Annotated in this window: 25 protein-coding genes and 2 pseudogenes; 11 read left to right on the top strand and 16 right to left on the bottom strand. The window is 44.3% G+C overall.

All coding sequences use genetic code 11. The annotated features are described in order from the left end of the window. The 5 genes from BCV73_RS00120 to BCV73_RS00100 form a co-directional block, all read right to left on the bottom strand. On the bottom strand, positions 1 to 1,368 hold the full coding sequence (locus BCV73_RS00120) for a VWA domain-containing protein (protein ID WP_089545514.1): 1,368 nt from the start codon (positions 1,366 to 1,368) through the stop codon (positions 1 to 3). Between the two features lie 3 nt (positions 1,369 to 1,371). Continuing rightward, complete coding sequence (locus tag BCV73_RS00115) at positions 1,372 to 2,466, bottom strand: AAA family ATPase (protein WP_089545513.1); 1,095 nt, start codon at positions 2,464 to 2,466, stop codon at positions 1,372 to 1,374. 199 nt (positions 2,467 to 2,665) lie between these two features. Beyond that, on the bottom strand, positions 2,666 to 3,025 hold the full coding sequence (locus tag BCV73_RS00110; protein WP_120460073.1) for a hypothetical protein: 360 nt from the start codon (positions 3,023 to 3,025) through the stop codon (positions 2,666 to 2,668). 145 nt (positions 3,026 to 3,170) lie between these two features. Continuing rightward, a complete protein-coding gene (locus BCV73_RS00105) occupies positions 3,171 to 3,512 on the bottom strand; it encodes a DUF4258 domain-containing protein (RefSeq protein WP_009225706.1) in 342 nt (113 codons plus the stop codon). A 25-nt stretch (positions 3,513 to 3,537) separates the two neighbouring features. Further along, the gene (locus BCV73_RS00100; RefSeq protein WP_089545511.1) at positions 3,538 to 4,434 is read right to left on the bottom strand and encodes a DUF6744 family protein; all 897 of its coding nucleotides are present in this window, start codon (positions 4,432 to 4,434) and stop codon (positions 3,538 to 3,540) included. An 885-nt stretch (positions 4,435 to 5,319) separates the two neighbouring features. Between BCV73_RS00100 and tnpA the strand changes: the two genes are divergently transcribed. The 11 genes and pseudogenes from tnpA to BCV73_RS00050 all read left to right on the top strand — a co-directional run bounded on the left by tnpA (position 5,320) and on the right by BCV73_RS00050 (position 12,696). After that, complete coding sequence (tnpA, locus tag BCV73_RS35565) at positions 5,320 to 5,460, top strand: IS66 family insertion sequence element accessory protein TnpA (protein WP_249413059.1); 141 nt, start codon at positions 5,320 to 5,322, stop codon at positions 5,458 to 5,460. A gap of 78 nt (positions 5,461 to 5,538) precedes the next feature. Next, positions 5,539 to 5,751, top strand: a complete 213-nt coding sequence (locus BCV73_RS35560; RefSeq protein ID WP_256992696.1) for a hypothetical protein — start codon at positions 5,539 to 5,541, stop codon at positions 5,749 to 5,751. Positions 5,752 to 5,760: 9 nt separating this feature from the next. Further along, complete coding sequence (gene tnpB / locus BCV73_RS00090) at positions 5,761 to 6,009, top strand: IS66 family insertion sequence element accessory protein TnpB (RefSeq protein WP_089545510.1); 249 nt, start codon at positions 5,761 to 5,763, stop codon at positions 6,007 to 6,009. Positions 6,010 to 6,094: 85 nt separating this feature from the next. Further along, a complete protein-coding gene (locus tag BCV73_RS36180) occupies positions 6,095 to 6,310 on the top strand; it encodes an IS66 family transposase zinc-finger binding domain-containing protein (RefSeq protein ID WP_374705976.1) in 216 nt (71 codons plus the stop codon). Continuing rightward, positions 6,223 to 6,967 (top strand): annotated as a pseudogene (tnpC, locus tag BCV73_RS36175) (IS66 family transposase); the annotation flags it as partial. The gene BCV73_RS36180 and the pseudogene tnpC, both read left to right, overlap by 88 nt. Then, positions 6,962 to 7,216, top strand: coding sequence for a transposase domain-containing protein (locus BCV73_RS36170; RefSeq protein WP_374705975.1), 255 nt, complete (start codon positions 6,962 to 6,964; stop codon positions 7,214 to 7,216). The pseudogene tnpC and the gene BCV73_RS36170, both read left to right, overlap by 6 nt. Before the next feature lie 381 nt (positions 7,217 to 7,597). Continuing rightward, on the top strand, positions 7,598 to 8,956 hold the full coding sequence (locus tag BCV73_RS00070; RefSeq protein WP_068786869.1) for an AbiJ-related protein: 1,359 nt from the start codon (positions 7,598 to 7,600) through the stop codon (positions 8,954 to 8,956). A 240-nt stretch (positions 8,957 to 9,196) separates the two neighbouring features. Continuing rightward, entirely contained in the window at positions 9,197 to 10,807 is a 1,611-nt protein-coding gene (locus BCV73_RS00065; RefSeq protein ID WP_068786870.1) for a TIGR02391 family protein, read from the top strand. A 237-nt stretch (positions 10,808 to 11,044) separates the two neighbouring features. Further along, positions 11,045 to 11,230, top strand: a complete 186-nt coding sequence (locus BCV73_RS00060; protein ID WP_068786871.1) for a hypothetical protein — start codon at positions 11,045 to 11,047, stop codon at positions 11,228 to 11,230. A 115-nt stretch (positions 11,231 to 11,345) separates the two neighbouring features. Further along, positions 11,346 to 11,564, top strand: coding sequence for a hypothetical protein (locus tag BCV73_RS00055; RefSeq protein WP_068786872.1), 219 nt, complete (start codon positions 11,346 to 11,348; stop codon positions 11,562 to 11,564). Between the two features lie 94 nt (positions 11,565 to 11,658). Continuing rightward, positions 11,659 to 12,696: an RNA-guided endonuclease InsQ/TnpB family protein gene (locus BCV73_RS00050; protein ID WP_089545506.1), complete on the top strand. Its 1,038-nt coding sequence runs from the start codon at positions 11,659 to 11,661 to the stop codon at positions 12,694 to 12,696. 83 nt (positions 12,697 to 12,779) lie between these two features. On the opposite strand, the gene BCV73_RS00045 is transcribed toward BCV73_RS00050, so the two are convergent. The 11 genes and pseudogenes from BCV73_RS00045 to BCV73_RS35325 all read right to left on the bottom strand — a co-directional run. After that, on the bottom strand, positions 12,780 to 13,187 hold the full coding sequence (locus BCV73_RS00045) for a hypothetical protein (RefSeq protein ID WP_089545505.1): 408 nt from the start codon (positions 13,185 to 13,187) through the stop codon (positions 12,780 to 12,782). A 69-nt stretch (positions 13,188 to 13,256) separates the two neighbouring features. Beyond that, the gene (locus tag BCV73_RS00040) at positions 13,257 to 13,547 is read right to left on the bottom strand and encodes a stage V sporulation protein S (protein ID WP_009226418.1); all 291 of its coding nucleotides are present in this window, start codon (positions 13,545 to 13,547) and stop codon (positions 13,257 to 13,259) included. Then, positions 13,547 to 13,711: a hypothetical protein gene (locus BCV73_RS34895; protein WP_179231838.1), complete on the bottom strand. Its 165-nt coding sequence runs from the start codon at positions 13,709 to 13,711 to the stop codon at positions 13,547 to 13,549. The genes BCV73_RS00040 and BCV73_RS34895 overlap by 1 nt, the downstream gene beginning before the upstream one ends. Continuing rightward, on the bottom strand, positions 13,708 to 14,196 hold the full coding sequence (locus BCV73_RS00035) for a JAB domain-containing protein (RefSeq protein ID WP_009226417.1): 489 nt from the start codon (positions 14,194 to 14,196) through the stop codon (positions 13,708 to 13,710). Before BCV73_RS00035 ends, BCV73_RS34895 begins: the two co-directional genes overlap by 4 nt. A gap of 136 nt (positions 14,197 to 14,332) precedes the next feature. Then, positions 14,333 to 14,689, bottom strand: coding sequence for a hypothetical protein (locus tag BCV73_RS00030; RefSeq protein WP_256992695.1), 357 nt, complete (start codon positions 14,687 to 14,689; stop codon positions 14,333 to 14,335). A gap of 25 nt (positions 14,690 to 14,714) precedes the next feature. Beyond that, positions 14,715 to 15,056, bottom strand: coding sequence for a type II toxin-antitoxin system PemK/MazF family toxin (locus BCV73_RS36165; protein WP_157273511.1), 342 nt, complete (start codon positions 15,054 to 15,056; stop codon positions 14,715 to 14,717). Further along, a complete protein-coding gene (locus BCV73_RS34890) occupies positions 15,031 to 15,192 on the bottom strand; it encodes a hypothetical protein (protein WP_157259345.1) in 162 nt (53 codons plus the stop codon). The genes BCV73_RS36165 and BCV73_RS34890 overlap by 26 nt, the downstream gene beginning before the upstream one ends. 86 nt (positions 15,193 to 15,278) lie before the next feature. Beyond that, positions 15,279 to 16,160, bottom strand: coding sequence for a hypothetical protein (locus BCV73_RS00020; RefSeq protein ID WP_009226414.1), 882 nt, complete (start codon positions 16,158 to 16,160; stop codon positions 15,279 to 15,281). Between the two features lie 18 nt (positions 16,161 to 16,178). Then, on the bottom strand, positions 16,179 to 16,859 hold the full coding sequence (locus BCV73_RS00015; RefSeq protein ID WP_009226413.1) for a RecB family exonuclease: 681 nt from the start codon (positions 16,857 to 16,859) through the stop codon (positions 16,179 to 16,181). Further along, a complete protein-coding gene (gene ssb / locus BCV73_RS00010; RefSeq protein WP_068786896.1) occupies positions 16,859 to 17,290 on the bottom strand; it encodes a single-stranded DNA-binding protein in 432 nt (143 codons plus the stop codon). Before ssb ends, BCV73_RS00015 begins: the two co-directional genes overlap by 1 nt. Beyond that, a pseudogene (locus BCV73_RS35325) lies at positions 17,287 to 17,475 on the bottom strand (hypothetical protein); the annotation flags it as partial. The gene ssb and the pseudogene BCV73_RS35325, both read right to left, overlap by 4 nt.

Here is a 17,475-nt window from a genome sequence, read left to right as displayed (position 1 = left end):
TCAAATTTCAAACGCCTGATACACTGACTCATCTTCAAATGAAGAAGCTCTTACAATTCGATCTGAGAAACCTTCCACTCCTTGAACAGATTCCCTTCCAAGAAGTAAAGATAAGACCGCAAATCCTTTCTTGTCCTTCAACTCATTCCACGACTTTAGAAAATGCTCGTTCACATGGGATTCGCCGTCTGTCACAAACACAATATCCGCTTTATTAAAGCGACTCTGTTGGATGACTTGACTTGCTGCCCTAAGTGGAGGTTCAAAGCTTGTTCCTCCACCTAAAAAAATAGTGGCCAGTTGTATCATATCCTGAACGGTAATTTTCCCACGCTCATAGATTAACGGGGCAGCAGCATTCGAAGAAAATGGAATCCATGCAAAATCTCTTCTTTGCTTACGGGCAATACTCATTAAGGCAAGGGCAAACCCTTTTGAGATTGCGTCCTGGTTTGTCATACTTCCCGATTGATCCAAGCATAGAACAATCGGCCCCTTACCAAGCTGTTCAGGCCCCTTTGTTTCGTACTGAAGTGTTTGGCCCTCAACATATCGGCGCAGGAAATCCATTTTGGTCAAAGGGCTGGCATAACTGCCAAGTTCCATTGGCAATAGCTGCTCTACAGCATTGCCCTGCCGAACACCGTTACGGCTGGTCGCATCCTTATGCTTAGAACGCTGTTTACGATTGGCGATTACCTTCATGCGCCCAGCCCATTTCGCAATCTCCTTCAATTTCTTATCGTGACTCAACTTTTCTGCCAGAAGCAATTGATCCTTTAATGGAACCTTTTTTAGTTCACTATCTCCACTTCCCGCCTTGATTCCACCCAAGAGAGACTTTACATTCTCTTTGGCTTCTATGGCTTCCTGTGTAGCTTGAGACAACATTCGAGATAGAGAGTTTCCTTGCTGGTTTAGGGCTGCGGACAAAGCATCTGCTGCCTGCTGAGAAGCGCCCTGTTTTCCATTCATCAGGTTCTGTAATGCTTCAGCTAATTCTTGATCCCTCTGTGCTTGTTCTTTCACCCAACCAAGAACCGTCTCGCTGTACTTTGTTGTGCCAAGTGCAGCGGCCAGGTCATCCAGACGAGTAAACTCACGAAACTCCTGATAGCCTTCGTCTGACATCACCCGTTCCATAAGCTGATGATTCATCTCTAACCCTTCAGGAACTTCTTCCAGCAACTCAGGCTTCATTTTAAAAAGGCCTGCCCACATGTCACCCATTAAAGGTTGGAAAGAGGGAAATAATTTACTTCCCTCTTTACTAACCTCTCTGAGCTTCTTGGACATCTCTAAAATCTGCCCGAAGCGTCTCCGATCATATGAATCTGTGTTTAAAACAGAACCTTTAAGCTCCTTCATCTCCTACACTCCCAACACTTGGGATGCGATATCAGTTAACGACTTTTGGACAAGAGCAACAGCTTGCGCAACTTCCGTCCGGTTCGGATTATCCTTTTGAAGCTTTTTAAGTTCGCTGACTAAGCTTTTAAGCTTCTTCGTGCTTTCTACAGCCACATCCGTTGAGTTGTTAGACTGTTCAAGACTCTTCAAGATATCAGCAGCTTCAGTTTTAATCTCTTCCACACGTGTCTTCACCGCATCCTGAGCATGATTGCGAACGATCTTTGCGACCTTATCACGCTGCTCCGGCTTTTCCCACAGACTATGCTTGAGAATCATGAGGTCTTCAAGTTCTGCGTGATCTCTTCCGGCTAACACAGCCTTAGCACGAATTACTGAAAGAACTTGCTTGAAACGCCGATCTGAAGGACGAATACCTTCATCCATTAACTCGCGTCTGAGCTTGCTCAGTGCATCAAATACCTCATCAGGAATAGTGACTGTATCACTAAAGAACTGGAGTTCAAATAATTCATCTATGCTCATATCGGCTGGAGATGGTGCAGAACCTTTCAACATGGAAACAAAGGACTGATCTTCGCCGATGTAGTCCACTTCATATCTCAGCAAGAAGCGGTCAAACAAGGCTTCTAGTCCCTCACCTTCTTCTGGATATTCATTTGAACTACCGATCAAGGACATTAAGGGAACCTGTGCCGGACTGCCATCGTTGTAGAACACTCGTTCATTGATGAGAGTCAGCAAGGCATTCAAAATTGCACTGTTAGCCTTGAATATTTCATCAAGAAATGAAGTGTGAGCTTCCGGCAGCTTTCCTGTCGTATTCCGCTTGTACACGCCTTGTTCCAGTTCTTTCAACGAGACAGGTCCGAATAACTCCTCTGGTGTACTAAAACGTGTCAGCAGCCATTGGAAGTAATTCGCGCCTGTAATCCGCTTAGTTAGATCACTTACAAGGGCGCTCTTTCCTGTTCCGGGCGGCCCGATCAACAAAGCATGCTGACGGGCGATCATAGCTACCATGAGCCCTTCTATTACTTCTTCACGCTCAGCATATTGACTATTTAATGCCAACTGAATATCCTTAATTTTCATTTAACTACCTCCATTTATAGATATAACAAAAAGAGCCAATGCTTCTTTATAATGAAGTCATCAGCTCTTTGTTTTTATAATGTGGGGTCAATCGCAGGAAGTCCAAGATGCCCACGTCAACTCCACATTCAACCTCCGAAAAAATAAAAGCCACGAATCCCGCACGGGAAACTCATGGCTTTTAAAAGTGTTTTTGTTTTTACACCGTGACTGGCAACCCGATCCATTCAAGCAGATCGATGGCTTCAGGCACCGGACGACGATTCTGGATGCATTCCAAAACCATTTCATTCACTTCTTCTTCGATGCTCGCGCGGAGCATCAAATCTGACACCGTTTCGCCATCGTCAAAAATGTATTCCGGTATGTTCGTAACCGTCACTGTGTAGATTTCATTCCCGACCTCCACAGTGTAAACTTCCGTTCCGTACCGGAGATGACCAGTTCGTCCGGCCAGTTCAATCGTTTCCGGGATTTTCTCGCGGTACGCTTCCATGGCCATGCGCGAAAACTTCGCCAAGCTGCCGTTCGCAAATATTCCCGCTTTAAGCTTAAACATACGGTTTTCCTCCCTGTTCACCCGAACGGCTGGAAGGGTAAAGTTCCGCGGATGATCAGCCTTGGGTCGTCCGACTTTGGACATGACGATCACACCCCTTTACCCTTTATTATATCCGTTCAGATAAATTTTTGCATTACAAAAATTATTTTCTTCTTTGGAAGTTGTCTCTCCACTCCCCGCTTCGGGGGTCGTATGTCGTTTTCACCGTCCACGATTCTGGATGGACAACATTAAAAACACATACGACATGGAGCGGACGGTATTGCCCTTTTCCGATTTTAAGAAAATACATCAGAACGATGGTAACATCCGCACCGTCCTGACGCCTCTCAATCGGCCATCCGTTCAAGACGGCGTTTCGTATGTCTATTTCGGAGATGCCGCGCTCAATTTGTCTGTGAAGCGCATGTTTGGAAATCACAAGCTTTCCATCTCCCTCTTCAAGCAGCTCAACAAACTTTCTATGCTCAGTTTCGGCATTCATTTCTTTTCTTCTCCTTTCTGGAGAATTACACGGCCATATTCACCAGCGCTTCACCCACTTTCATGCGAAGCGCCGACACCAGACGTTCCATTTCCGCCAGATCGCCGGTGACAATTTCGCGATACTGCGCAAAATCGTTTGCCACCGACCGAGCGTTTTCTATCAACTCTTTCATCTGGCCTTTGGTCAGCTGTCTTTCCGTGCTTTCTTCGCATGCAGCGAGAGTGTCACGGAGATGATCCAACAGCTTGCGTGTCACCATGTTTTTCATATCCATGGTGTTCATTACAGGAACCTTCTCTGCTTCTCCTTTTTCAAGAGATGATACGAATTTGACCAATGTATCCAAGTTGCTCTCAAACTGTGCCGGTATGAAGTAAACACCACCTGATGGTCTAACCGGTGTAGGTGACATACTCTTTAAGACGCTGGTAATCAACGTACGTAGTGTAGTAGATCCATAATTGTTTCGATAAATTTCAAACTGCAACGCAGCATTATTAACTAGTTGCTGCGCCATTGATGAAACATAGCTGGTCTCTACTGTCTCCGTTTTTCGATCTAATACCAGTGCTCCTACATCAGGAACATATTTTAATCTTCTACCTTTCGTATCCTTGGTTTCGCAAACTAAATTTCGTTGTACGAAGGCGTTAGTTGAAGCCACCTCGCGGAACATGTAGTTCTCATAGACTCCTGGTGACACTTCTCTTTTGAATTTTTCACTTGTGGCTCTTCTAAAGGCATCCGGGAGCCGGATATCCTTCGGCATCCAACCAGCCCCTAATCCGGAATCAACAAGCTTTTGTTTTAGGTCGTCCGGGGTAATCAGCATGTTGGATAGAGAATTCCAGGTTAAAAATCCAATCGCGTTGTCTTTACTGGATGGTACAGCAACTACATCCTTTAAAATGGCATTCATAAGAAAAACCTCCTCATTTTTAATAAAAAAAGACCAATTCCTAAAAGTAAGGAACCAGCCTTTGCTTAACATTTAATTTGGTTAATGGCCTACGCCCGAAATACTTTCTCATTCAAATCAGAGATAATGAGGCTATTTTTCATCTGCTGAGTCAGACTAGCCATTTCGGTTATAAGTTAAGTGAATTCGGATTGAACACAATTTCCTTTTCCAAATAATTTGAACATGGGTTCATTCATCCTCTCATTTTTATTAAAAAGCAAAAAAGCCGATCCCTGCACAGAATAATCCATGCAAAAATCGGCTTTTAAAAACAGTATCCAAATTTCTAAAGGCGCATGTGAATGCGTAAAATAAAACTTTTATCAGAGCCTTTCGGTACTCTTCAATCCTTTTCTTCTGCAAACGGAAGTGACGGATCAAGTGAAATTGTCCTGCATTTTTCCTCTCTTCATATCTGGAATTTCCAAATAGAAGCTTACAGGGGAGGTAATAAAACTACTTGTCCTTTCGGGACAACAAGCTCTTGTCTCCAGCAAAATTGGGAGTATAGAGGTACATATAATTACAAAATTATTATAACATTCGCCCTTCAGAAATACAATCGTATGTTCGCTAGAAAGTCCACTGAAACCAATATCAGTTATTACTTTTATAATGTATCACGCCTGATGATTAACCACTAAATGGTAGAAAAAGAGCCCGTAACTCGATAAAATGATTATACCCCTACAAACGCAACCTAAAGGTGAGGTAACAACGCCATGAAAAAGTCTATCACGATCCAGTTTACCCTTCAATGTAAGCGTCAAACTGCCCCCACCTTCAATCAGCAGAAGATGCGTGAGACAATGAAGATAACCGAAATCACAAGGAGGTTGTCTCATGACGACAAGCGAACAGCTGCGACAGCAGTGGTACGCACGCATCGCCGAGTACCGGGCCAGCGGCCTAACCCTGAAAGCTTGGTGTGCGTCCAATGGCTGTAAGGTCGATCAAATGAAATATTGGATCTACAAATCTTAAAACGCGAATCTTCCGTCGCGACATCTTCCGTTGCGCTTTCTGCGGCGGCGCGCTTCATCCCACTGGCCGTGACGGATAATGAAGCAACAAGTCCTTCGCTCATCCTCCGCGTTGGCCCGGCACAGATCGAGCTTCACGCCGGTTTCGACCCCAGTTGCTCCGCGAAGTCGTGCAAGCGCTGGCGGGGGCTGCGCCATGCTGACGATCCCGAATCCCGAGAACGTTTATTTGGCTTGCGGCCCCATAGATTTGCGCAAGTCCATCGACTCCCTCGCCGCGCTCGTGCAGTAGGGCTTCGGCCTGGATCCGTTCTCGCCCAGCCTCTTTGTGTTTTGCAACCGCCAGCGCAACAAGCTCAAAATGTTGCTCTGGGATCACAACGGCTTCTGGCTGTTGTATCGGCGGATCGAGCGCGGAACGTTTCAATGGCCGACCGGCCACGAGGGAACGGTCACCGTTTCCAGCCGCGAGCTGCACTGGCTACTGGACGGGTTGGCGCTGGAACAACGTAAAGCGCATCCGATGGTTCGGGCCAAGACTGTCATTTAGCAAAAAGCGTAAGAACCAGCGTGAAGTCAAGCTGGAGGGCCTGCGCACCGAGCGGGTGGAGTATCGTCTCCCGGAGGAGGAGCAAATGTGCGCCTGCTGCGGGGGCGCAATGCACGAGATGAGCACCGAAGTCCGGCGCGAGCTGAAGGTCATCCCGGCCGAAGTGAACATGTTCGCTATGTCTACGGTTGCCGCCACTGCGAGCGCAATGGCATCGAGACGCCGATCGTCACGGCGTCGATGCCTCGTCCCGTCCAGCCGGGCAGCCTTACCTCGCCTTCTAGCGTGGCGTACATCATGAGCCAGAAGTATGTGGAAGGGATGCCGCTCTACCGTCAGGAACAGCACTGGGCCCGTTTCGGCGTTCAGTTGTCCCGGCAGACGATGGCCAACTGGATGCTTCACGGCGCTCAGTGGCTGGGTCACGTGTACGAACGGATGAAGGCGCATCTGCTGCAGCAGGACATCGTCTACGCTGACGAGACGACGCTGCAAGTGCTGCGGGAGCCCGGACGAACAGCGGAGCAGAAATCGTACTTGTGGCAGTACCGAACCGGCCCATGGAGTCCGGCGATCGTCCTGTACGAATACCAGCCGACGCGGGCAGGTGAGAATCCGAAGCGCTTCCTGTCGGGCTTCACCGGTTACCTGCATACGGACGGATACGACAGCTATGATAAAGTCGCTGGCGTGACGCGCGTTGGCTGTTGGGCGCACGCCCGGCGCAAGTTTGTTGAGGCGGTCCAGACGCTGCCGAAGAACGTGCCGGCGGCCGGCACAGCGGCGCAAGAGGGATTGGACTTTGGCATGGCTACAGGAGCAACAACCAAGGATGCTGCCCAAAAGTCTGACCGGGGCGGCCATCACCTATTGCCTGAATCAGTGGGAACGGTTGAAGGGCTATATCTTGGACGGACGACTGGAGATCGACAACAATCGAAGCGAGCGTGCCATTAAGCCGTTCGTCATCGGGCGGAAGAACTGGCTGTTCGCCAACACGCCGCGGGGCGCCCAAGCGAGCGCAACAATCTACAGCCTTGTAGAGACAGCCAAAGAAAATCGGTTGCATCCGTTCTATTATCTGACGTACCTGCTGGAGAAGCTGCCGCAGTTATCCAATCCACAAGATCCCGAGGCGCTGGATATGCTGCTTCCCTGGTCGCCATCGCTACCTATCATCTGCCGCGTGTTTTCTTCTACCAAATAGGATAACGAAATCCCCATCTGATCGCTAGGTGGGGACTATTTGACGCTTACCAATAAACAGGCTACATATTCAGAGAAGATCCCCTGTTACAATATTTTGATTGGTGTAAATCCTTTGAGCAGAATTCCTAATAAGTACAGTGTTTTCAGTAAGGATTGCAAGGAGATCAAGCGTATTAATAAATCTTTTAATAAATTCGGTAGCGCAGCGAGGATTAAGGAATTGTGTAACTCTAATGTTAAGAGATTTTGTGATGAACGAGATCACAGTTTCTTTGCAATGGAATACAACATTGGTCAGGCGCTCGATATCGAGTGGGAAATGCTCTTGTGGGGTATCTATAGGAATCCTTGATCGTTTTATTTGAAAAGGGGGTATTCGATGGCGAGTATTAACGAACTCATAGATGCCATAGTTCAGGTACTACTTGAGGAAAAGGCATACGACATACCGACTGTTTGCACTAAATATGGATTGGAAAGCGGAGATGAGTCTGAGGCGTTTAGCAGTAGAAGGGTTTACGTCCAAAAGAGGCTCAAAGGTAAGGATCAATTATTCCTCTTGGACTTAGCTAAGCGGATTATAAACGACTACGGCTCAAAGGCAAACTCATTATCAAAGTTGGTTCTTCGACTTAATCCAACGGGACTTTATACAATCAGTGAGATCACAAGGCGAAATATCATGGATGAACTCCATGCCAGAAATAATATCCCAGGTAAATACGAATTGGTCGACTTCTTGAATCGGGTATGGGATTTGGACAGCATGCCTTCAACTGATTCCCGCTTTAAGACTGCTTCAGGTGATATATGGCAACATATGATCAACAATTCAGACTGGGATGAAGTCTACTTATATGAGAAGTACTTAGAGCTAATGATAGCGCCAGATGATGTGTTTATTAAATTCTTGGAACAGGTCGTACATCCATTGGTTCGACAGCAAGACGAGCAGGATGAATACATTGAATTCATCAATAAGCATTTAGGAAATGATGGATATAAGTTTAGTCTGGCGGACAATATTTCAGGGTTTCCAGTTTACCGTATCGATAAAGTGCTTGATGGGGTAAAAGGTAATGTGAAAAATTTGATATTCGCCGCGGTGGGTCAGAAGCCTGAAATTGTAATTAGTGACTCGATCAATAACGACATAAGAATTGTAAAGCATGAAAAAAATTGCTTAGTCTACGACCGCACTATTCCGAATACAGGTCTGTATTGGGCTGACCTAGTATCGTGGTGGGCTGAAATGAATGGGGTATCAGAGCCAAATTTAGAGACCGAAAAACAGCTCTATGTGCGTTTATTTCAAACATTATCTTCTCCACCAGAGAAGCTGCTATTTAAGAGTTACTTTAAATGTTTTAAGGATTTGTTCGATAAGAACTTCCCTGCACTAATACCTCAAGTCTATTTACATTATGATCCCTACACGATAAAACAGCGAGCAGGAAAAGCGTATTTACCAAGACAGCGTATGGACTTTCTCCTACTGTTTTCAAACAAGCAGCGTATTGTACTTGAAGTAGATGGAAAGCAACATTATTCTGATGAAGATACATCAAGTCCCAAAAAGTACGCCGAGATGGTGCAAGCCGACAGGGAATTAAAACTCAATGGGTATGAGGTCTATCGATTCGGCGGGTATGAATTGATGGACGAGGAAGCGGGAGCAAAGATCGTTAAAGAGTTCTTCGAAGGACTGTTCAAAAAGCATGCGGTTAAGCCATCATAACTTTCAATGCAAAATGACCCCCATCGATAAATCTTGAAATTAGTTAACCGGCATTGAGTAATGGATAAGCAATGAATTGATACGAAATTCAATAGAAGTGGCTATCCTAGATGGGTAGTCAATCTTTCTTTTCCCGAACGTGTTTTTTGTCGATTCGTACTTTTGGAGCAGGAGTTAAGACCTTTGTTGGTGAATTTTTACAAATGCTAGTGAATTCAAGGTTTGGAGTGATTGATCGATATGACATCGGAGATACAATGTCCGTTATGCGGATATTATGCAGTACTAGAAAGAGACGGTTCTGAGGTATACCAGATAAATTGTCCGAGTTGCGGTGAGTTTAATATTACCCAAGATTGCTTTGATGATTTACCAGCTGAACGTAAACTTCAGCCGCAGTTGATGAAGGTTTCGGCATTTATCCGATCCCGAGCTATCAATAAAGATCCTATACCCACATTATTCATTGATGATCCAGGCGATCATTCCGAGGGGTATTCGATTCAACAAATCATTGACCAGTTCCCATCCATTACAGATCGTAAGTGGAAAGCCCTGAGTAATCTTAAAGGACTTTCAAAATATTTTGGCGATGCAGTTTTGATCGAAACCAAAGACTACCCTGTTTTCTACCCTGAGGTAAATCATGAACAGCCTTGCCTAATGATGATGAAAACATTGGTCGGTGAAGGTCTGGTTACAGGTGACGCAAAGTTCCCAACTCATCTCACAGTAACGGTAAAAGGTGTATCCCAGCTAGAAGCTCAAGCTTCTTCTACAGCACCAGTAGTTACCCTTCCAGCACCTAAGGCTCCTGTAATTGAAGAGCCAACTCAAGTTGCTGTTCAACCGAGTAAATTGGAGGGGCTTCACCCAAGAGTGCTGGAGGTCGCCCAAAAGCTTTTCCAAGATGGACATTTCCGTTCAGCTGTCCTCGATACGTATGTAGCATTGGATAATGATGTTCAAAGGAAGAGCCGTCTTACCGCTACAGGTAAAGCTTTAATGGATAATGCATTTTCTAAAAATAGTCCTGTTCTAAAGTTAAGTGATGCTCCAGACGCGCAATTAGGTGCGATGTTACTATTTTCGGGAGCAATTATGGGAGTTCGGAATGTCTTAGCGCATGATCAAAAGGCAAATCCATCAGAACAAGAAGCATTAGAGCTGCTTCACTTTGCTTCGACTCTGTTCAGGAGACTAGACCAAGCGGTGAATGTTGAAGCAGAGAAGCTTATGGTTGAAATTTCTCAGCTTTCGTTTAAGCTTGACGGTAAAGCATCCTATTCGAACAGCGCCCAAATTAGGAAGTACCTTGCTCCTTCAAGGGAGTATGTTGACAGTGGGTTGCATAGGATATGTTTCGAGAAGATCCTTATGTTAATTAGAAGCGGATACTTCAATGACCAAAATGCGGGTATCGATTTGTTACTGGAGTGGGATGAAACACTTCTCGACCATGTAACCGATGATGATCATATTGAATTAATCACTTACATTTATAAGGCAGCTGGTGGCTCGTATCCGTCGAACTCTGCTGTAGATTTGATTAAAGGTGGCTTTAAGCCAATAGCGAGGAGTCTTAAGTTATTTCAGAAGCATTTACTTTCTAGCCCTGAGTTATTTCATGAGATATTGGAGAAGATTTGGTGGAAGGACGCCTTTTTCAGATCGATCGCAACATATGCTGATATAGAGTTTCTGGACGCATTCCTCAATAAAGTAGTCGATAGAGAGTTTGTGTTAAATCGATCTGACTTGAATAATCTGAGTTATGAGTTGAATCACGTAGGAAGAACGGGGATTAGAGAACTAACTGACAAGATCGACAAGATGAACAAGGAATCTTAATATTGTAGCAAGAAGTCACTAGAGAGATATATTCCACAGCTGTCGTGAAAATCGGCAGCTATTTCTTTTGTAATGGATGCTTTATTGTCGTTAAGGCAGCTTGAGGTCTTTATTTAATCCCAATCTTCGACTCATATATTCAATCACATCTGTGAATCACATATCTCCAATTACTTATGCAAATGCTTCCAGTTCAGTATAATGAGCTTATGACAATATTCTAAGGGGGTTAACCGGATGAAAGCATCACAGGACTTTATCAAGCAATTGGAGTTATTGTATGAACAGTATGAGCAAGAAGTAACGGAGAAGCTGAAAGCGGGTATTCTTAAAGATACCACCGCTAAGACATACCTAACCCATTCAAGCAACTTTGTCAGATGGTGTAGAAATGATTTTGTGCCTGGGGACAGAAATAAGTAGTGTAGCCGTGTTAGCCGCGGCAGACTAACAATATGCTGTTAGCCATGCCAAATCATCTGCAGATTACAGAACCATATGCAATGATATGGAAAATACGGGATAAGGGGGTATCACAATGCCTGTTCCAGATAAGAAAATTGTCGTTAGCAAGTTGGAGAAAAAGTACGGCTGTTCCTTCTCTATGATTAAGGGGAAGAAAATTATGTATCAGGGAATTGTGGATGAAGAACAAATCGTAGTTTGCACGAAAATGCCTTCTCGGCGATTATTGGGGTGTTTTAAAATGTCAAGAGGAATGTTTGTTCGCACTCCTGTTTTGGGGGTGAAACAATAAAAGACCTTGGCCAAGGGCCAAAGCCGGTGCGGAGTTTTTAATTCCGAGAGGCTATATTTATAGTGGGAGGTGATTTGATGCAACCTTGACTGTTATGATTCGCATTTTTCCAAGTTGTCCTGACGATTTACGGAGACTTGGAAAAGAATATATCCGTGTCGTCAATCAACTAACCGAACATGCCCAACAGATTGGCAAGTTTCCAAAAGTCACTACAAAGGACATCGTATGTTCTCTTCCTTCTGCGGTCTGTAATCAAGCCATTCGAGATGCTAGAAGTGTTTTCAGCAGAAGCAAGAAACTTGGAGTGCGACCAATTCTAAAAAAGCCCGTTTATTTTGTTAACAACCAAAATTACACAGTTACCGATAATACGGTGTCTTTTCCCATCATCGTTGATGGTAAGACAAAGAAGACAACATTTCTTGCTACTCCAACGAATCGAGACATGAAGCTGTTAGCGAAAGCTAAACTTGGGCTGATGCGAATCGTTGAAAAATCGGGAAAATGGTACGCTCAAATATCGTTAGAAGCTCCAACAACCGAATCGAATGGTGAATGCATGATGGGGATTGATCTCGGTCTAAAAGTTCCTGCTGTTGCGGTTACTTCCACAGGAAAAACTCGATTCTTCGGTAACGGGAGAATGATTAAGTATGTTCGTAGAAAATACCAATCTCGCCGAAGAAAATTAGGTGAACTCAAAAAGTTGACTGCTATTCGTAAACTGGGCAATAAGGAAAGCCGTTGGATGCGAGATCAAAACCATAAGATTAGTCGTCAAATTGTCAATACAGCCATTCAAGAAGGCGTGTCGGTCATCAAGCTTGAACGACTGGAGAATATTCGCAAGACGGCAAGAACAAGCCGTAAAAACGCAAATAATCTGCATAGTTGGACGTTCTATCAACTGCAACAATTTATCGCCTACAAAGCCAATCTTGTAGGCATAAGGGTTGTGGAGGTTGACCCTGCTTACACTTCCCAAACATGCCCTGCCTGTGGGAGAAACAATAAAGTTAAAGATCGGAGATACGAATGTTCATGCGGATTCAACGCTCATCGCGATCGGGTTGGAGCCATCAATATCATGCGTCAACCTGTGGCAGATGGTAACAGTCTGCCAGCCTAAGATGCTATATGCACTGTCTTAGGACGGGCTGATGAGACAGCCCTGAACTTGGGGAACTACGGATAGCAGAAATGCACTTCCAACTACCACCCAAGAATACCACTGATACCGAAGGTATCAGATTGCGGCTTTAGCCGTGGGAGTCTCAAACCGGGATAGGTCATCCGGATGAGGTTTACCCACATATTTCCGGAGTATACAACCATCGAATGATAAGGTGGATGTGAAAAGATGAGGTCGGCTCCAGTAGGAATATCGTCCGTTAGTGCATTCCATCCACCGAATTGAGGATTCAAATCCAAGTGAATTGAGCGGATACCTTTAGATTTAGCCACATCCGCTCCTGTACCACCACCGGCGAAAACTTCAACAAAGCGCTTTGGCTGGTAATAATCCAACAAATCCGCGATTAAATATCCTGAGCAGTTTCCTCGATATTTGCTGTTTCCGTATGGACCACGGTTAGGGTAAGAAACAATACTGCTGTTCATTCTCCATTCCCCTCTCATGTGAAAAAAAGCAGCTCTCCAATTCCAGGGAAAGCTGCTTTCATCTTTGAATTATCTATTCTCTACGACTATTTTCATTCCGGCGACTTTCTCACCCTTCGAATCTGAAACCATAAAAGATGGAGTACAAACCATGTCCACATTCTGCACAATTGACTCCTGTGCAATAGCTACAGCTTTCACTGCCTTACTTATGGCGTTATCTCCTACCGCTTGCAACTCCACCACGCCACATTTACGAATTACATTAGCGATTCGCTGGGCTGCTTCAACTGGATTGGCATGAGCAGAAATTTTGCAAATACTAATCATTATGCCAAACACCTTCTCCCTGAATTTCATTAGCTATTAGAAGCATTCATAACCACCTTTCCTTCCTTGCGCAAAGTTTTCACCGTAACTGTACTCAAAACTTCAGGAGGGGCAGCAAGCAACAACGCAGCTACCCACCGTTCCTTACCATCCCTCTTCAAAAGCTCAGTTAAAAAGCGATCCTTGGCTGTCATATCATGCCCTGCTCCTTTAAAGAAACATATCCTTCCGTTCCGATAACAACATGATCCAGGACATCGATGCCAATTATTTCACCAGCTTGTATTAGTCTTTCGGTCAATTTCTTATCTTCAGAACTAGGAGCAGGATCACCTGAAGGGTGATTATGCACACAAATAATGGATGCAGCTCCTTTAATGATTGCAGGTTTAAAGACTTCACGAGGATGCACGATTGCGGAGTTTAACGTACCGATAGAGATAACCTCTTTAGACAAAATTCGATTCTTTGTATTTAAAATAAGGATCATAAAATGTTCCTTATCTAATCCAACTAAATCGGTAGCCACAGCCTGAAAAACATCGGCTGGTGTATGGATATAGTGATCTTTCTCCCCCTCCATTACTTTTCGAATCAGTTCAAGCAACTTCTCAGCCTGTTTGCGTCTTCTAGGTGGCAATGCATTCAACTGAGATTCCATCACCATAAAATCTTTCATTTTTACTCCTTCCCGTTTACCCCGAGCCGCCTTACGGCGGTGTCGGAAATAAACACCGCCGTTTAACGCCGGGCGAGAGGCGAAATTATTTATAACTATCTCGAACCATAATTTACTCTGAGAACTAAAGATGCAATTAGACTTTTCTCGAATCGAAACGCTTCGTTTCTTTCAACGTGCCATATTGGGACAAAGCAGCTTCATCCCAGCCGAGCTTCTTAATCGAAGTAGCCGGAAGACTAAGGAACTCCCAAGCATTCTTTCCTTCTGCTGTAATCGCCACGGCTAATTCCTTTAAACCATCGGCTCCAAATTGCCAAGAAGTCGAAACACTGTATCCCCACAATTTATCTCCAGCTTGCAGTGGGCCATTATCATCCACATAAGCCTTCAAGTTCACTTTCATTTGCTTCAACGCCGCTTCCGTACGCTCGATTTCTAAGGCTAGTTCAATTGCTTTTTCTTCGGTCAATTTTTCAATTACTGCTGTCATTTTCAACACTCTCCTAATTTAATTTTCATAAAAATAAAGACCTACAAGCATTAAGAACCGCTTGTAAGTCTTCATCAGTTAAAATTCCTATTTCATGTTTTAGTCGTTCATAATGAACGCTACTCAATTTGGACGTTCTAACATAGGAAGGAAAGACCAACCCGGCTAACTTCCAATCGAGCAAGTTTATGTCCCAATGATTCCGCATATATGAACTTGTTATTGGAGCAATCAGTAAATCTTCATCCTGATTGTCCTCCATTAACACAACGACAGGTCGCTTCTTGGACTTGCTTACATCGTCACGATAAACAATTTCAGCAATCCAAACACTCCCACGTTTAAACGTCCTTGTAGAGTTCGTCATAAACATCGTCCTTGTCGTTCAGCCAGAAATTATACTCAGAGCCAACGACCCAAGCATCTCTAGGAATATCTTTTAATTTAGCATTTTCCGAATTTGTATCTTTGGATTTTGCCACTTGCTTCTCCTCCTTGTTCATGACGCCCCTCCTTCCGCTCAGTTTGTTAAACTCTTTGTTAAACTCATTGTAATCAAACGGAAGGGGAACATCAATGATCAGATATTTTAGATATGACAATCCACGACGACCAAATAGTGATCAGGATCGGCTGTTTTGATGAATGTATCAAAGTATGAAGTATTAAAGTTTCGGGCTTCTTCGGAGGTTTCGGAACCCATACCAAACCAGCCCATATCCCCTTTTGCATGCCACTTACCATCCGGCGTAATCACTGCATAGGTAGAAAAGCTCAGCACCTCACGAATATAAGATTGCTTATCTCCGTATCTTTCAAGGATAAATTCCGGTCGATAAAGGCTTCTTCCGGCCATCATCTCTTCCCAAGCCTCAGTCGCCTCGGCCGCCATGATTTGAATATCTGGTGCAAGAGCTGCGGGTACTTGGTACCCTTCAATCTCAACCGTCATACCTTTATGCTCGGTTTGTTCAATAAAGAAAATGTCCTTGATCCGAGCAGCATCAGCCCGTTTTCCTGACTTCAGCAAAAGCGAACCTGACCATCTGCCACCAATGGAATACCAGTCCCATTTAGCATTAGGATTCTCCCAGTAGCCGTACTTTCCTGTTTCTTCATCACGTGATGTGTACCCTACGTATTCGACCATGAAATCATCAAAAGAAGGATACACTTCCGTATATCGAATCTGAACTCGTTTTAAGTGACCCGGCACTTCATATCCGATTACACTGCCACTTGGAGTTACTTTTCTGAATACCTTATCATATGGCGATACGATACGCCCGTCTTCCAATTGAATTCGTTCTAAAGATTCATTTTCATAAATCTTGCGGTACTCTTCTTCAACATCATGGAACTCCAGATACTCTTTTGGACAATCTCCCATGTTGTTTTCTTGATAAGGAGCCAACAAATCCTCAACTTTATCCAACGACTCTGTAATCACCGCAACTGTAAAATGACTCATTTATCTCATCCTCTCAACTTAATTTTTCGAATTTTGATAACACTCCAGCACAAACGGACAATGCTTACATTGGCTGCCTGGAGTAGGCGGAAACAAAGAAGAAGCCATATCCGGGAATGATTCCAGACAAGACTTCTTCATTTCAATTTCTTCCGCCAAACCACGCGCCCATTCTCTAGCTTCATTGGCATCAGACTCGTTATATACAAACGATTCTGCTTTCCTGAAGCGTAGAAAGTACAATGTCCCCATGACTTGCCGGAGTCCTCTCATTTTCATAATTGCCCAAGCATATAATGCAAGCTGCCTTGTATCATTTGCTCGGTACGGCCGCCAATTCGATTTCCAATCCCAAAATCGTTCCTCTTCCAGAAGATCAATGTAGCCTTGAAGTTGAATACCGTCTCCAAGTGGAAGTACAAAATGAACTTCCGTTTGTCCCCTGACTTCCGGAGCACGCTGCACCAATGAAGCAATCTCTTCATAAGTCACTTCGGGATGAAAATCTGATTCAATAATTGCCTCTATAATGGCTTCATGCTCAGATACTCCATTGATCTTTAGCTCAATCGCTTTATGAACTGCTTTTCCAAGAGCTAGTGGTTTAGTAACTGGCTCTTTTTTACCTAAAATGTACTTTTGGTAAAATCGATAAGGGCAAGTTTCATAAAGCGAGAGCCGGGAATAAGAGTACAGCATTAGAATGGCAAATCGTCATCAGAGATGTTCCATCCATCTCCGGCTGAATTGGTTCCTTGATTATTTGTCGAATTTTGACGACCATTACCGGTTTGAGAAGTCCCGTTAGATGTGTTAGTAAGGAATTGAACATACTGTCCAACCACCTCCGTTACATATACACGACGGCCTTCATTGTTCTCATAGTTACGAACCTGAATTCGGCCCGTAATTGCAACCTGGTGGCCTTTCTTCACATAGTTAGCTACATTTTCAGCGACTGCCTTCCATACTACAACAGGAATGAAGTCTGCTTCGCGTTCTCCATTTTGATTCGTGAAGGGACGATCTACAGCCAATGTGAATTGTGCCACTGCTACCCCAGAAGGTGTATAACGTAGCTCAGGGTCCTTTGTCAGTCTTCCAATTAATACTGCTTGGTTCAAGCTCATTTTTTATCCTCCGTCTTCACGCCTGCCCTTTCAGGTTCAGGACTTACAGATTTAAAATTGCAAACAAATCTTTCCGCGTCTTCCGTCCACTTAGGACGTACTGAACAAGAATAAATTTGGAGCACATCGTCCAATAAGGGAGCTTCAATTTCTTTCTCGCGTTGTCGGATACGCTCAATGTACTT

Origin of the sequence: Paenibacillus sp. SSG-1, from assembly GCF_002224835.1 — a bacterium.
Taxonomy (GTDB): Bacteria; Bacillota; Bacilli; order Paenibacillales; family Paenibacillaceae; genus Paenibacillus_AQ; species Paenibacillus_AQ favisporus.
Note: the sequence above shows the minus strand (reverse complement) of the source record. Positions and strands in the feature narration are given on the sequence as shown.

Excerpts from the sequence above, each read along its gene's own strand:
- BCV73_RS00120 (WP_089545514.1), bottom strand. The coding sequence starts at position 1,368 with ATGAAGGAGCTTAAAGGTTCTGTTTTAAACACAGATTCATATGATCGG.
- BCV73_RS00115 (WP_089545513.1), bottom strand. The coding sequence starts at position 2,466 with ATGAAAATTAAGGATATTCAGTTGGCATTAAATAGTCAATATGCTGAG.
- BCV73_RS00110 (WP_120460073.1), bottom strand. The coding sequence starts at position 3,025 with ATGTTTAAGCTTAAAGCGGGAATATTTGCGAACGGCAGCTTGGCGAAG.
- BCV73_RS00105 (WP_009225706.1), bottom strand. The coding sequence starts at position 3,512 with ATGAATGCCGAAACTGAGCATAGAAAGTTTGTTGAGCTGCTTGAAGAG.
- BCV73_RS00100 (WP_089545511.1), bottom strand. The coding sequence starts at position 4,434 with ATGAATGCCATTTTAAAGGATGTAGTTGCTGTACCATCCAGTAAAGAC.
- tnpA (WP_249413059.1), top strand. The coding sequence starts at position 5,320 with ATGACGACAAGCGAACAGCTGCGACAGCAGTGGTACGCACGCATCGCC.
- BCV73_RS35560 (WP_256992696.1), top strand. The coding sequence starts at position 5,539 with ATGAAGCAACAAGTCCTTCGCTCATCCTCCGCGTTGGCCCGGCACAGA.
- BCV73_RS36180 (WP_374705976.1), top strand. The coding sequence starts at position 6,095 with ATGTGCGCCTGCTGCGGGGGCGCAATGCACGAGATGAGCACCGAAGTC.
- BCV73_RS00070 (WP_068786869.1), top strand. The coding sequence starts at position 7,598 with ATGGCGAGTATTAACGAACTCATAGATGCCATAGTTCAGGTACTACTT.
- BCV73_RS00065 (WP_068786870.1), top strand. The coding sequence starts at position 9,197 with ATGACATCGGAGATACAATGTCCGTTATGCGGATATTATGCAGTACTA.
- BCV73_RS00060 (WP_068786871.1), top strand. The coding sequence starts at position 11,045 with ATGAAAGCATCACAGGACTTTATCAAGCAATTGGAGTTATTGTATGAA.
- BCV73_RS00055 (WP_068786872.1), top strand. The coding sequence starts at position 11,346 with ATGCCTGTTCCAGATAAGAAAATTGTCGTTAGCAAGTTGGAGAAAAAG.
- BCV73_RS00050 (WP_089545506.1), top strand. The coding sequence starts at position 11,659 with ATGATTCGCATTTTTCCAAGTTGTCCTGACGATTTACGGAGACTTGGA.
- BCV73_RS00045 (WP_089545505.1), bottom strand. The coding sequence starts at position 13,187 with ATGAACAGCAGTATTGTTTCTTACCCTAACCGTGGTCCATACGGAAAC.
- BCV73_RS00040 (WP_009226418.1), bottom strand. The coding sequence starts at position 13,547 with ATGAAATTCAGGGAGAAGGTGTTTGGCATAATGATTAGTATTTGCAAA.
- BCV73_RS34895 (WP_179231838.1), bottom strand. The coding sequence starts at position 13,711 with ATGACAGCCAAGGATCGCTTTTTAACTGAGCTTTTGAAGAGGGATGGT.
- BCV73_RS00035 (WP_009226417.1), bottom strand. The coding sequence starts at position 14,196 with ATGAAAGATTTTATGGTGATGGAATCTCAGTTGAATGCATTGCCACCT.
- BCV73_RS00030 (WP_256992695.1), bottom strand. The coding sequence starts at position 14,689 with ATGACAGCAGTAATTGAAAAATTGACCGAAGAAAAAGCAATTGAACTA.
- BCV73_RS36165 (WP_157273511.1), bottom strand. The coding sequence starts at position 15,056 with ATGACGAACTCTACAAGGACGTTTAAACGTGGGAGTGTTTGGATTGCT.
- BCV73_RS34890 (WP_157259345.1), bottom strand. The coding sequence starts at position 15,192 with ATGAACAAGGAGGAGAAGCAAGTGGCAAAATCCAAAGATACAAATTCG.
- BCV73_RS00020 (WP_009226414.1), bottom strand. The coding sequence starts at position 16,160 with ATGAGTCATTTTACAGTTGCGGTGATTACAGAGTCGTTGGATAAAGTT.
- BCV73_RS00015 (WP_009226413.1), bottom strand. The coding sequence starts at position 16,859 with ATGCTGTACTCTTATTCCCGGCTCTCGCTTTATGAAACTTGCCCTTAT.
- ssb (WP_068786896.1), bottom strand. The coding sequence starts at position 17,290 with ATGAGCTTGAACCAAGCAGTATTAATTGGAAGACTGACAAAGGACCCT.